Below are 13,163 nucleotides of genomic sequence, written 5' to 3' on the forward strand. Positions count from 1 at the left end.
CCGGACGGCGAACGGCCCGCTCAGAGAAGTTCCTTCAGGCGCTCCGCCAGCAGGTCCCAGCGCCACTTCTCCTCCACCCAGGCGCGGCCGCGTTCGCCCATCGAGCGGCGCAGCGCGGGGTCCTTGAGCAGGGTGACGATGCGGTCGGCGGTGGGGGCCGGGGACCCGCCGGGGACGACCCAGCCCGTCTCGCCTTCCAGGACGGCGTCGGGGGCGCCGCCCGAGTCGCCCGCCACCACGGGCAGGCCGGTGGCGGAGGCCTCCAGGTAGACGATGCCGAGGCCCTCGACATCCAGCCCGCCGCGGCGGGTGCGGCACGGCATCGCGAAGACGTCGCCGGCGCCGTAGTGGGCCGGCAGCTCCTCCCACGGGACCGCGCCGGTGAAGCGGACCGACTCCGCGACGCCCTTCTCGTGGGCCAGCGCGTGCAGGGCCTTCTCGTACGGGCCGCCGCCGACGATCAGCAGCACCGCGTCGGGCACCGCGGCCAGGACGGCCGGCATCGCCTCGATCAGGGTGTCCTGGCCCTTGCGCGGGACCAGCCGCGAGACACACACCACCACCGGCCGGCCGGTGAGCCCGAGCCGGTCCCGTACGGCGTCGCCGCCCGAGCCGGGGTGAAAGGTCTTCTCGTCGACGCCGGGCGGGAGTTGGACCATCCGTGCGGCGGCCTCCGGCGTGAGCGCACCGGCGATCCGCGAGCGGGTGTACTCGCCGAGGTAGGTGAGCGTGTCCGTCCCCGTACCGATCCGGCGCAGCAGCTGCCGGGCGGCCGGCAGCTGCGCCCAGCCCGCCTCGTGGCCGTGCGTGGTCCCCACGATGCGGCGGGCGCCGGCCGCCCGGAGCGCGGGCGCCATCAGCCCGAGCGGCGCCGCCGCCCCGAACCAGACGGAGGAGCAGCCGTGTTCCCGCAGCAGCCCGGTGGCCCGCCGGGTCACCCTCGGGGTGGGCAGCAGCATCGTCGTACGGTCCCGGATCACCGGGAACGGCTGCTCGGCGTCGAAGGCTGCGGTCGCCGCGCGGCCCTCGGCGCTGCGCTTCCAGGTCGAGGCGTAGACGACGACCTGGGTGGGGTCCAGGCGCAGCGCCATGCTGTGCAGGAAGGCCTGGATGCCGCCGGGCCGCGGCGGGAAGTCGTTCGTGACGATCAAGGTCTTGTGCACGATGGTCTCTCGACGGTGGGTCTCGGCGGTGGTGGCCCGACAGTACCCGCCGGTGCCGGATGGGCGGCCGCCCACCCCGCCACGCCCGTGCCTCCTCTACGGTCATGACAGCCGCCACCGGCATCATGCAGCAGGCACGAGCGGGCAGCGCGGTACGTACGGGACAGTGAGCGGGGCGCCGGCTCCACGGCGGCGAGCGGCGCCGGCGGCCGGCGGCCGGCGGCAGGGAGCGACGAGGTGACGATGGACAGGATCAGCAGAGCGCGCGGGGTGTGGCTCCCGGTCGCGGTCTGGGCCGCGACCCGGGCGGTGGTCCTGCTGTGCGTCCTGAGAGTGCTGGTGCTGCCGGGACCGGACGTCACCACCGATGTCTCGGTGATCTATCAGGGCTGGTTCGGCGTCCTGAAGACCGGCACCTTCCCGCTGAACGATGTGACCTGGCAGTACCCGCCGGCCGCGGCGCTGGCCATCCTCTCCCCCGGCCTGCTGCCCTTCCTGGACTACGCCACGGCCTTCTTCACCCTGATCCTGGTCACGGACGCGGCGACGCTGGCGCTCCTGCTGCGGGCCGGCCGCCGTGCGGAGCACCGGCCGGCCGGCGCCTGGGTGTGGATCGCGGGGGTGGCGCTGCTGGGCCCGACGGCCTACGCCCGCTACGACCTGATGGTCACCGCGGTCGCCGTCGCCGCGCTGTTCGCGGCCGTCCGGCGGCCGCGGGTGGCGGGCGCGCTGATCGCCTTCGGGGCGCTGCTGAAGGTCTGGCCCGCGCTGCTGTTGACCGGGGCGGCGGTGCGCGGCCGCCGGGCCCGCGCGCTGTGGCGGACCGCGGCCGGCACCGCGGCCGGGATGACCCTGCTCCTGGTGGCCGCCGCACCGGGCGCGCTGGCCTTCCTCACCTTCCAGCGCGACCGCGGTACGGAGGTCGAATCGCTCGGCGCGCTGGTCTTCCATGTGGCCCGCCACTACGGGTGGGACGGGCAGGTGCTGCTGAACTACGGCTCGCTGGAGTTCCTCGGTCCGGGGGTCCCGTTCGTCAGCACCGTGGCGCTCACCCTGAGCCTGGCCGCCGTGGGCTGGCTGTTCCTGTGGCGGGTGTGGGCCCGGGAACTGCGCCCCGGGACGCTGTGCGAGGCCGCCTTCACCGCCACGCTGCTGTTCACGACCACCAGCCGGGTGATCAGCCCGCAGTACATGCTGTGGCTGGTGGGGCTCGGCGCGGTCTGTGTGACCGTACGTGCCGCCCGGCAGACGCTGCCGGTGGTGCTGGTCCTGGTCGCCACCGGGGTCACACTGCTGGAGTTCCCCGTCGGCTTCGCGCAGGTCGTCGCGAGCGATGCGTGGGGCGTCGCGCTGCTGGCCGTACGCAACGGGCTGCTGGTCGCCGCGTCGCTGATCGCCTGCCGCCGGCTGTGGGTCTCGACACGGGGCGACGGGCGCGGGCGGACCGGGCGCGGGCGGACCGGGACCGTCGGCGTGGTGCGCGCCCGCCGTGCGGCCGCCGGGGCCCCCGCCGCTCCCCCGGAGCTCACCGGCACCGCCCCGCAGCCCCGGACGGAAGGCGCGCCGCCGTCGCCGTGAGCCCGTCCGCCCCGCTCAGCGCGCCAGCTGCTTCCGCACGAAGGCACGCCACTGCCGGGTGAACTCCGCCATGCTGACGCCCAGTTGGGTGCGCATGGCGTGGTCGGTCCGCTCGGCGCGGGCCTTCGGCCGCTCTTCGGGGCGGGCGGCCGGGGTGGCCGGACGGGAGCGGGAGGAGGCCGCCGTGGCCGACGCGGCCGCCTCGATCGGGGCCCCCGCACTCCCCGCCGAGACCTGGGCCGCGCTCCGGCCCGCCGCCCGGTAGAAGGCGAGCAGCTTGGCCTCGCCCCACTTCTCGGCGATCATCCGGCAGGCCAGCCAGCTGCCCTCGTAGGCCTTCGCCAGCCGGTCGGCGCCCGCCTTGAAGCCGAAGTCCTCGTCGGTCGGCAGACGGGCGGGGAGCTTGCCGGTGGCGACCGCGCGGGTGAGTTCGGGGGCGGTGAGGGCGGCCTTGCGGCGGATCCCTCGGTAGGCGGCCCAGTCGGCGAAGCCCTCGGAGAGCCACAGCGGGGTGGCCTGCGTGGTGGCCGTACGGGTGGCGACATGGGCGGTCTCGTGGGTGAGGACCACCCGGCGGCCCAGGTCGTTGAGCTCCTCGTAGGCGTCCGGGTTGATGATCACGCGGTCCGCGGGCGCGGTCGTCGAGACCCCGGCCTCCCCGGTGGTGACCGCCGCGATCCCCGCATAGCCGGACGGATCGTCGCTGCCCATCAGCTGCGCCATCCCCTCCACCGAGTCCGGCGCCTCCACCACGACCTTCTGCGACCACTTCCCCTTCCAGGCCGCGGAGACCGCGGGCACCGCCCGGTCCACCCGGTGCGCCAGATCCTTCAGCCGCGCCCGCTGCGCACTGCCGCCGAGCACCAGGCTGTAGCGGCCGCGGACCAGCGTCACCGGCCCCTGGTCCCACAGCTGGCGGGTGCCGCTGCGGCCCGCCGCCGCGCCATCGGTGTCCGACGAGATCAGCCAGCGGCCCGCGCGCTCGGTCAGGGTGAGGTACTGGACGGCGTGCACCGGCGCGGTGTCGAAGCCCTTGAGGCGGTAGCGCAGCCGCACCTTCGCGGCCAGCCGCGTCCGGTCGCCGCCGGCCGGGAGCGGGAAGGCCTCGGTGGAGTCGAGGTCGTAGTGCCAGTCGGCCAGCGGCACGCCCTTCAGGTGGGCGAACATCGCGCGCTGGCGGTCGCGGTAGCCGGTGGACCGCGGGTCGACGGAGGCGAGGAAGCCCGCCGCGTCCTGGCGCTCGACGGCCCGCGCACGGGTGTCCAGCATCCGCTGGACGTCGGGGAAGCGGGCCGGTGCCGGCGGGGAGCCCGCGGGCCCGCAGCCGGCCAGCGGGGCGAGCAGCGCGAGGAGCAGGGCGGCGCAGCCCGCCGGCCCGGCCCGCGACGGCCGCCGTCCCGCCCACTGGTGTGACATGCGGACGATCGTAGATCCGGCCCGGCCCGGGCAAAAACGCGGAGATCCGCCTCAGGGCCTGGTGACGGACGAGATCGGCATCATCCCGACGGGGTCGTAGCGGACCCGTGCGCCGGGATAGGGCGCGTGCACCACTTGGCCGTTGCCGACATACATCCCGACATGGCTGGCGTCCGAACGGTAGATGACCAGGTCACCGGGGCGTGCCTGGCTCAGCGGCACCTGCCGGCCGGCGCCCCGCTGGGCCTGGGAGGTACGCGGGAGGGAGACTCCGGCCCGGCCGTAGGCCCATTGGGTGAGTCCGGAGCAGTCGAAGGACGTGGGGCCCCTGCTCCCCCAGGCGTACGGGGAGCCGACCGCGGCACGCACCGCGGCGACGGCGGCGGCGGCCCGCCCCGAGGACGGTGCGGCGCCGCGCAGGTCCGGGGCCGCCTCGCGGTGCCCGTCGCTCCGCGAGGCCCGCTCGTAGGCCGCCCGGTCGCGCTTGGGGAGCGCGTTCAGCAGCCGCCGCGCGGTGGCCAGCTTGCGCTGTACGTCCTTCTTGTGGCGGGCGACGGCCTTGCGGCCGGCCTCCAGCTCGGTGAGCTTCCTGACGGTCTCCGCGCGCTGCTGCTCCAGGCGGCGCTGGGCCGTCCGGAGGCCGTGCAGCTCATCGGCCTGCCGGTGGCCGAGCCGGTCGAGCGCGGAGGCCTTCTCCAGGAAGGTGTCGGGGCGTTCGGAGAGCATCAGCCGGACCGTGGGGTCGATGCCGCCCGACCGGTACTGGGCGGCGGCCAGCGCGCCCAGGTGGCCGCGCATCCGGTTGACCCGCTCCTGGGCGCGGGCGGTGCGGTCCTGGAGGGCCGCGACCTCGTGGCGCAGCTCCGTGGTCCGGGCCTGTGCGGCGTTGTACTTCTCGGTGGCGCGCTCCGCCTGGACGTAGAGGCTGTCGACCCGTGCGGTCGCCGCCGCCCGGCCGGTGGACGGGTTGCCGGCGGGGTCGGCGGCGGCCGGGGGCGCCGACAGCGCGGCGGCCGCGGTCGCCAGGGCGGCCGACACCACGGTGACTCCGGCGAGGGTGGTCTGGGCGTGCTGCGAGGTACGGCGGTGGGACACCACGAGAGCCGCACTCCTTCCGTGCAGCCCCTGCCGCCCCGGGAGGGCGCGCGGTGAACCGGATGCTGCGAGGGCAGACAGTAACGGCGGCTATGCACACCGGCCAAAGCGCCCATTTCGACCGCAAAAAGCCGCCCCGCCGGTGACTGTGCAGGTCACCGGCGGGGCGGCAGGTCAGCGGCCGGGGCCGCAATTCGCCCGTTCGGGCGGCAGGTTGAGGGGGTTGTGAGGCTTTTCAGACCCGCACGCCGAACGCGAACGGCATGTTGCCGATCGGCTCGTAGCGCACCGAGGCGCCCGGCTTCGGCGCGTGCAGCACCTGGCCGTTGCCCGCGTAGAGGCCGATGTGGTGCAGGTCGCCGTAGAAGAGCACCAGGTCGCCGGGCTTGAGGGCGCTCTGCGAGGCGATGCGGGTACCGGCGTTGGCCTGCGCCTGCGAGGTGCGCGGCAGCGACTGGCCGGCCTGCTGGTAGGCCCAGGAGGTCAGACCCGAGCAGTCGAAGGACGACGGGCCGGTGGCACCCCAGACGTAGGGCGAACCTATCTTGGACTGGGCAGCCTGGAGGGCGGCAGCACCGCGCTGCGAGGCCGGGACGTCGTCGCCGAGGTCGGTCCGCTCGTTGCTGCGGTCGGCACGGTTCTCCTCGGCCTGCATGGCCGCCCGCTCCTTGGCGGTCAGGGTGTTCAGCAGCTCCTGCGCCTTGCCGAGCTTGCCCTTGATCTCGTCCTTCTTGTCCCCGAGCGCCTTACGGGTCTCGGAGAGGTCCTTGATCTTGCCCGCGGCCTCCGCGCGCTCCTGGGCGAGCCGGCGCTGCTTGTCCGCGATGGTCTTCAGCTGGTCGGCCTGCTTGCCGCTCAACTGGTCGAGCGTGGCGGCCTTTTCGAGGTAGGTGTCCGGGTCACCGGAGAGGAACAGCTGGACCGAGGGGTCGATGCTGCCGCTGCGGTACTGGCCGGAGGCGACCGCGCCGAGGCCCTTGCGGAGCTGGTTGAGCTCACCCTGACCGCGGGCGACCTTGTCCTGGAGGTCGTCGACCTCCTTCTGGAGCTTCTCCTGCTGCTCCTTGACGCCGTTGTACTTCTCGGTGGCCTGCTCGGCCTCCCCGTAGAGCTTGTCGACCTCGGACTTGACGTCCTTCTTCGACTGGTGGGGGTCGGCCTGGGCGGCCTGGGACGAGAGAGCCACGGCCGCCGCGGCGGTGGCGGTGAGCACGGTCACGCGGGTACGGCTCGGCTGCTTGGGTCGACGGTGGGACGCCACGGGGGCGAGCTCCTTCTTCCTCCAGCCGCCTACCGGGAAGTGGGGGGGGTGAGACCCCGGCTCCGCGTGAACGCCGCGGACTCGGCGGTTCCTTCACTGTTCATCCCGGTTGGATGATCATCTGCATGAAGGTTCGGGGCTGACCTTAGTAACGGAGTTGTGATCGCTTCAAATCCTCACGGGAAAATTCTGCGCCACCAACCCCATCCTTTACCAACATCACACAGGCAGTAAGCGCCAATTGACGCTCAGATACGGAGTGCGAGCTGATTCCGGCCTCCGGCACCCCGCCCGAGGGCGGTGCGTCAGGTGCGGGCAAGTCGCTTGAGGAGCAGGGCCGATGCGACCGGGCGCGCCCCGGCCTTCGCCACACCGTCGGCCACTTCCCGGTCCGTGGAGACCACGACGACCGGACGGCCGGGCGGTTCGGCCCTTACCAGCTGACGAATCAACTCATCGGCCGTTACGCCCGGTTTGCTGAACAGGACCCGGACCCCGCGCGGCGGTGCCAGCAGCACCGGCGCCGCCAGCTCCGCCCCGTCGAAGACACAGGTCATCTCGGCGCCGGTCTGTGCCGCCAGCACCGCGAGGCCGCCCAGCAGCCGCAGCCGCTGCTTTTCGAGCGGCATGGTCGGATAGCCGGTTTTGGTGACGTTGTAGCCATCCACCACCAAATGCGCCTGCGGCAGGGCGAGAAGCTGGTCGAGCAGCGCCGGGTCCATCTCCGACAGCGCCCGGGTCGCGATGTCCTTGGGCGTCATCCGCCCCGGCGCGACCGCCTCGACGGTGTCCGCCGGATGGACGTTCGCGGGCGGCAGGGCCAGTTCGCGGCGCAGCCCCTGGGCCGCGTCCAGCACCGTGTCCAGCAGCAGCCGCAGCCGCATGTCCTCGACGCTGCGGCCCTCACGCGCGGAGCGCCGGCTGGTCTCCAGCGCCGTCTCGGCCTCGGTGATCCGGCTCTTGAGGCGGCGCACCTCGCTGTCCGCCGTGGTCTTCTCGGTGGCTGCCCGGTCCCGCTCCTCCGCCAGTGCGGCCTCGGCCTTGCGGACCGCCGCCTCACCGCGCTTGACGTCGCTCAGCGCACTGCGCAGCTTGCGCCGAAGCGACTCGTTCTCCTTGCGCACCGCGTCCAGGTCCACCCGGATGCGGTCGGCCTCCGTACGGGCCTCGCCGCGCGCCTGCGCCAGTTCCTCGCGCAGCCGGGCCAGCTCCCGCTCGGCCTCCTCGCCGGCCCGCTCCGCGCGCGCCCGCTGGGCCTCCTCGCCGGCCGCCGCGACGAGCTTGACCCAGCCCTCGGGCCGCAGCACATAGGCCGCCGCCGCGACATCGAGCGGATCGGCGGCCGCGGGCGGGGTGCCGTGCTCCAGCGCCGCGGCCAGCTCCGGCTGCGCCTCGTGCAGCTTGCCGGCGATCCGCTGCCGGAAGACCGCGTCGCCCTCCAGCGCCGCGGCCATCGCGTTACCGGCGAACTTGGCCCGACGGGTCGGGGTGAACCGGGCGTACTGCCGCAGCGGGGGCGGGAGTTCGGCGACCGTCAGCGCGCCGAACGACTCCGCGGTGAGCGCCACTACACGGCGCCGTACGCCCTCGGGCAGCGGTCGGTCGAGCACCTCGTCCGCCGCACCCTCGGGTACGTCGTCACGCTGGGCCCCCGGCTCCCCTTCTGGACGGTCCACCACGGCTGCATCGCTCCGATCTCAGGCGTTCGCGCCCGGACGGTCCACCAGCTCGATCTGGTCGACCGCGTTGCACCAGCGGCAGCGCACGGACTCGATGCTCTCACTGAGGACCTCGCGCTCCTCCACCTTCGGCTCCCCGGCCAGGTCCAGGTGGACGTACTCCACCACCTTGGACTGGCGGGTCACGTCGAAACGCGTGAGGTTGCCGCACAGCGTGCAGCGCCACCGGGTTCCGGCCGTCGGCAGGGGAACAGACATCGTGTCGTCCTCTTTCGTACTCATCGTCATGTGCGGTTGCGCGGTTCACGCGGTGCGCCGTCGGACTGCGGAAGTACGCAAAGTACTGCCTGTAACCCTACGGCCTGACGGGGGGCCGGTGCGGGCCCCGCCCGGGTGCCGGGACACGGCGAGGCACTCTGTCCCGATTGCCCCGCATTAAGCCATGATCACTTCATGACGGCGCCGGCCCCCACTCCCCGTTCTCCCCGCTCGTCCGGTCTCCTCCCCCGCCGTCCGCACCCCACCCGGTCACTGACCGCGGTGTTCTCGCGGATGACGAATGTGCTGATCGGCCTGTGCTGTGCGGTCTTCGTGCTCGGCCCCGCCTCCGGCCTGAACCGGATATACGGCACCGGCGACGCCCTGCTGAAGGCCCAGACCGCCTATTTCGAGCGGTGGGGCGTGATCCCACTGGATCTGTGGAGCGGCTCGGTACGGGCACTGGTCACGCCGCTCACCGCGTTGTTCGTGCACGGCAGCTGGCTGCACCTGCTCGGCAACATGCTGTTCCTCTACGTCTTCGGCGCGATGGCCGAGGCACGCATGGGCCGGCTGCCGTTCACCGCCTTCTACCTCATCATCGGCTACCTGGCGCTGCTCGGCTACGCGGCCGCACACGCCGACTCCGGCCAGACCCTGGTCGGCGCCTCCGGCTCGATCTCCGGCGTCCTGGGCGCCTTCCTCTACCTGTTCCCGACGGCCCGCGTCACCAGCCTCTTCCCGTTCCTGTTCTTCCTGCCGCTGCGCTTTCCCGCCTGGATCGTGCTGCTGTTCTGGTTCGTCATCCAGTGGCAGGCAGCCCAGGACGACCCCCGCGGCCCGGGCGTCGCCTACCTCGCCCATGTCATCGGCTTCGCCCTCGGCTTCCTCTACGCATGGGCCCGCTACGGGAGGGATAGTGTGGGGGCCACCAGGGCGAACGACCGGGCGACCGAGGAAGAGAGCCAGCCGTGATCACGTCGATCGTGCTCATCAAGACCAACGTGGACCAGATCCCGGAGATCGCCGAGAAGATCGCCGCACTGGACGGCGTCAGCGAGGTCTACTCGGTCACCGGCGCCCACGACCTCATCGCGATGGTCCGCGTCGCCGCCCACGACGACCTCGCGGACGTCATCCCCGGCCGCATCAGCAAGGTCCCCGGCGTCGCCTCCACGGAGACGCACATCGCCTTCCGCACCTATAGCCAGCACGACCTTGAGGCCGCCTTTGCGATCGGGCTCGAAGCGTAGCCCGTCTTTTTCCCACGTTTTCGGCTTTCCCGCCGTGGGGGACCTCGCCGTTTGTGGCCCGCTTGCGCGGTGCCCCCGCCGTTGCGCCTGCGGCGGGCCGGGTGTTTGTCGGGTGCGGTGACGGACCTCCGGGGCCGGTGTGTGGGACTGCTTCGCTTTACGTCCCACACACCGGCCCCTCCGGCCCGTCCCCTCCCGTTGAGGGAATGAGTGACGGTGAGTGGGGGCTGGCCCTCGTAAGCCGCGCCGGTGCTAACCAGCTGTTCACTGCGACCTGCGAGCTGCACCGAACCACCTAGGTGCACCCCCACCGACCGTCTTTCCCACCCCTCAACGGGAGGGGACGGGTCTGCGCGGGTGGGGGTTTCCGGACGTAAAGCGAAGCAGTCCGGAAACCCCCACCCGCGCAGACCCGTCACCGCACCCCAACAGCCCCGCGCAGCGGACCCGCCCGCCGCCAGGCGCAACGGCGAGCAACCACCACGGCGGGAAAGACAAAAACGTGGGAATCAATCCGCGCTCCGCGCTGGCACACAACGCCCGCCTTCGGTGCGGTAGTTCCAGCGGGCGCCGTTCGTCACCAGTTCCTTGACCGCTTCCAGGAAGCGGTCAACATGCTCATCCGGCGTGCCGGCGCCAAAGCTCACGCGGATGGCGTTGAGGGACTTTTCGCCGGGGGCCGCGTCGGGGGCGCCGCACTCGCCGGAGTCCTGGGGGGCGCTGCCCAGGAGGGTGCGGACGAGGGGGTGGGCGCAGAAGAGGCCGTCGCGGACGCCGATGCCGTACTCGGCGGAGAGGGCGGCCGCGAAGTGGGAGCTGTTCCAGCCTTCGACGACGAAGGAGAGGACGCCCACGCGGGCGGCGTCGTCGCCGAAGAGGGAGAGCACGGTGACCTCGGGTACCTCGGCCAGGCCCGTGCGGAGGCGGGCGATCAGTTCCTGTTCGCGGGCGACCAGGCCCTCGAAGCCGGCCTCGGTGAGCGCCCGGCAGGCCGAGGCGATGGCGTAGGCGCCGATGACGTTGGGCGAACCGGCCTCGTGGCGGGCCGCGGTGGTGTGCCACTCGACGTCGACCCCGCCGTCGGAGCGGCGGGAGACCTTGCGGCTGGCGCCGCCGCCGGCCAGGTACGGGGCGGCGTCCCGCAGCCAGTCCGCGCGGCCGGCCAGCACCCCGGCGCCGAACGGCGCGTAGAGCTTGTGGCCGGAGAAGGCGACCCAGTCCACGTCCATCTCGCCGAGGTCCACCGGGTGGTGCGGGACGAGCTGTGCCGCGTCCAGCACGATCCGGGCGCCGTGGGCGTGCGCGGCGGCCGCCAGCTCCCGCACCGGCCACAGCTCACCGGTCACATTCGACGCACCGGTCACGCAGACCAGCGCCGGGCCGTAGGGCTCGCGTGCCGCCAGCGCCTTTTCGAGGGTGTCCACGGCCTGCTGCGGGGTGCGCGGGGCGTTGAGGTAGGTCACCGCGACGTCCGGGCGCTGCTCCCACGGCAGCAGCGAGGCGTGGTGCTCGGTCTCGAAGACGAACACCCGGGTGTTCTCGGGGAGTACGGCGGCGAGCAGGTTCAGCGAGTCGGTGGTGGAGCGGGTGAAGACGACCTGGTCCTCGGTGCGGCAGCCGAGGAACTCCTCGATCGTGCGGCGGCTGTTCTCGAAGAGGTCGGTGGACAGCTGCGAGAGGTATCCGGCGCCGCGGTGCACGCTGCCGTAGTACGGGGCGTAGGCCGCCACGTCGTCCCAGACCCGCTGGAGCGCGGGGGCGCTGGCGGCGTAGTCCAGCGCGGCGTAGTCGACCTCGCCGCCGGTCACGAGCGGGACGAGGACGTCCCGGCCGAGAACCGGCAGCGGGGCACAGACGGAGCGGTCGGCGGCAACGGCGGAAACGGACATGGCGAACTCCCGTAAGAGGTAAGCGAATTCGCGGCGGGCGGGGCGCGGAAGGGCGCGCCGGGGCACCGCGGCGAAAAGGAAAAAGGGATGCGGAAACGGGGCCGTCGGGCCCTATCGCATTCGCTGATTCACGGAAGTTCTCCCTCGGGGACCAGGATCCCTGGCGAGGGATCCGCGCTTGCCGCAGACCTCGCTGCCTACGGCCTGGTCATCACCCGGGGCACCCCGCCACGGAAGGAGGGTTGCCGGACAGCGGGCCGGGGCCTGCATCGCTGTCACTCGTGACCTGCGCAGCATCATGCCACACGGGCAAAGAGGTGCAAGGCCCGGTCCGTATGACGGACAGGGCCTTGCGTCACACCGTGTGTCACCGTGCGCTCATGTGTTGCTGGCGGCCACCCAGCGCTCCAGCGCCCGCTTGGCCGCGCCGGAGTCGACCGAGGCCGCGGCCCGCTCGATCCCGGCCCGGATCTGCTCGGCCAGCGGGGCGTCCGCCGGCTCCAGCGCGACCAGCGCCGCCGCGGAGTTCAGCAGCACCGCGTCGCGCACCGGGCCGGTCTCCCCGTCCAGCAGCCGGCGGGCCACGTCCGCGTTGTACGAGGCGTCCGCCCCGCGCAGCGCCTCCACCGGCACCAGGGGGATGCCCACGTCCCGGGGGTCGAAGGACTCCTCGCGCACCGTGCCGTCCCGGACGATCCACACCCGGGAGGTCGCGGTCGTGGTCAGCTCGTCCAGGCCGTCGTCGCCGCGGAACACCAGCGCCGACGAGCCGCGCTCGGCGAGCACCCCGGCCAGGATCGGCGCCATCCGGGCGTCCGCGACACCGGTCGCCTGGGCGCGGACCTTCGCGGGGTTGGTCAGCGGGCCGAGCACATTGAAGGTGGTACGGATGCCGAGCTGGGCCCGCGCGTTGGCGACATGCCGCAGCGAGGGGTGGAACTTCACCGCGAAGCAGAAGGTGATGCCCGCTTCCTTGGCGACCTCGGTGACCCGCTGCGGGGTGAGGTCGAGATTGACCCCGAGCTTCTCCAGGACGTCGGAGGCGCCGCTGGCGGAGGAGGCGGCGCGGTTGCCGTGCTTGACGACCTTGGCGCCGGTGCCGGCGACCACGATCGAGGACATCGTGGAGATGTTGACGGTCTTGGCACCGTCGCCGCCGGTGCCGACGATGTCCACGCTCGGTCCGGGCACCTCGATCAGCCGGGCGTGCGCGTACATGGTGCGCACCAGACCGGAGATCTCGGCGACGGTCTCGCCCTTGGCGCGCAGGGCCACCGCGAACCCGGCGATCTGGGCGTCGCCGGCCTCGCCCCGCATGATCTTGTCCATCGCCCAGGCGGTGTCGTCCGCGCTGAGGTCACGGCCGGCGAGCAGGGCGTTGAGGAGCTCCGGCCAGGTCTGGGCCGCCACGCTGTCGCCGCCAACCGGGGTCACAACGTTCATGGTCCACTCTCCTGGATTGTCTCCTGCTTATGCCGTCACCCTATCGAGCCGCCGGGCACGCCGGAGGGCCCCGTCCGATGATCGGACGGGGCCCTCTGGGTGGCGTACTACCTACGGTGCGCTAGGAA

At 72.8% G+C, this 13,163-nt stretch carries 11 protein-coding genes and 1 riboswitch; of the genes, 3 read left to right on the forward strand and 8 right to left on the reverse strand.

Going from position 1 to position 13,163, the window contains the following annotated elements:
* Positions 1-20: 20 nt before the first annotated feature.
* Positions 21-1,163, reverse strand: coding sequence for a glycosyltransferase family 4 protein (locus CP981_RS10590; protein WP_085927307.1), 1,143 nt, complete (start codon positions 1,161-1,163; stop codon positions 21-23).
* Between the two features lie 243 nt (positions 1,164-1,406).
* On the opposite strand from CP981_RS10590, the gene CP981_RS10595 reads away from it, so the two are divergent.
* Positions 1,407-2,741, forward strand: a complete 1,335-nt coding sequence (locus CP981_RS10595; RefSeq protein ID WP_085927308.1) for a glycosyltransferase 87 family protein — start codon at positions 1,407-1,409, stop codon at positions 2,739-2,741.
* 15 nt (positions 2,742-2,756) lie between these two features.
* Here the strand turns inward: CP981_RS10595 and CP981_RS10600 are convergent, their stop codons facing one another.
* The 5 genes from CP981_RS10600 to CP981_RS10620 form a co-directional block, all read right to left on the reverse strand.
* Positions 2,757-4,157, reverse strand: coding sequence for a hypothetical protein (locus CP981_RS10600; RefSeq protein WP_085927289.1), 1,401 nt, complete (start codon positions 4,155-4,157; stop codon positions 2,757-2,759).
* A 51-nt stretch (positions 4,158-4,208) separates the two neighbouring features.
* A complete protein-coding gene (locus CP981_RS10605; RefSeq protein ID WP_085927290.1) occupies positions 4,209-5,255 on the reverse strand; it encodes a C40 family peptidase in 1,047 nt (348 codons plus the stop codon).
* 232 nt (positions 5,256-5,487) lie between these two features.
* Positions 5,488-6,513, reverse strand: a complete 1,026-nt coding sequence (locus CP981_RS10610) for a C40 family peptidase (RefSeq protein WP_085927291.1) — start codon at positions 6,511-6,513, stop codon at positions 5,488-5,490.
* 305 nt (positions 6,514-6,818) lie between these two features.
* A complete protein-coding gene (locus tag CP981_RS10615) occupies positions 6,819-8,192 on the reverse strand; it encodes an NYN domain-containing protein (RefSeq protein ID WP_085927292.1) in 1,374 nt (457 codons plus the stop codon).
* An 18-nt stretch (positions 8,193-8,210) separates the two neighbouring features.
* The gene (locus CP981_RS10620; protein ID WP_085927293.1) at positions 8,211-8,450 is read right to left on the reverse strand and encodes a hypothetical protein; all 240 of its coding nucleotides are present in this window, start codon (positions 8,448-8,450) and stop codon (positions 8,211-8,213) included.
* A gap of 294 nt (positions 8,451-8,744) precedes the next feature.
* Here CP981_RS10620 and CP981_RS10625 point away from each other — a divergent pair, with 294 nt between their 5' ends.
* Positions 8,745-9,425 (forward strand): rhomboid family intramembrane serine protease, encoded by a 681-nt coding sequence (locus tag CP981_RS10625; RefSeq protein ID WP_042162181.1) that lies wholly within the window; start codon positions 8,745-8,747, stop codon positions 9,423-9,425.
* Positions 9,422-9,703 (forward strand): Lrp/AsnC family transcriptional regulator, encoded by a 282-nt coding sequence (locus tag CP981_RS10630; protein ID WP_085927294.1) that lies wholly within the window; start codon positions 9,422-9,424, stop codon positions 9,701-9,703. Before CP981_RS10625 ends, CP981_RS10630 begins: the two co-directional genes overlap by 4 nt.
* Before the next feature lie 509 nt (positions 9,704-10,212).
* Here the strand turns inward: CP981_RS10630 and CP981_RS10635 are convergent.
* Together CP981_RS10635 and trpD are read right to left on the reverse strand one after the other, a co-directional pair.
* Positions 10,213-11,592, reverse strand: a complete 1,380-nt coding sequence (locus CP981_RS10635) for an aminotransferase class V-fold PLP-dependent enzyme (RefSeq protein ID WP_085927295.1) — start codon at positions 11,590-11,592, stop codon at positions 10,213-10,215.
* A 169-nt stretch (positions 11,593-11,761) separates the two neighbouring features.
* Positions 11,762-11,879: riboswitch (SAM riboswitch) on the reverse strand.
* A 91-nt stretch (positions 11,880-11,970) separates the two neighbouring features.
* Positions 11,971-13,035: an anthranilate phosphoribosyltransferase gene (trpD, locus tag CP981_RS10640; protein ID WP_085927296.1), complete on the reverse strand. Its 1,065-nt coding sequence runs from the start codon at positions 13,033-13,035 to the stop codon at positions 11,971-11,973.
* Positions 13,036-13,163 lie beyond the last annotated feature (128 nt).

This window comes from Streptomyces platensis, assembly GCF_008704855.1.
GTDB classification, from domain to species: domain Bacteria; phylum Actinomycetota; class Actinomycetes; order Streptomycetales; family Streptomycetaceae; genus Streptomyces; species Streptomyces platensis.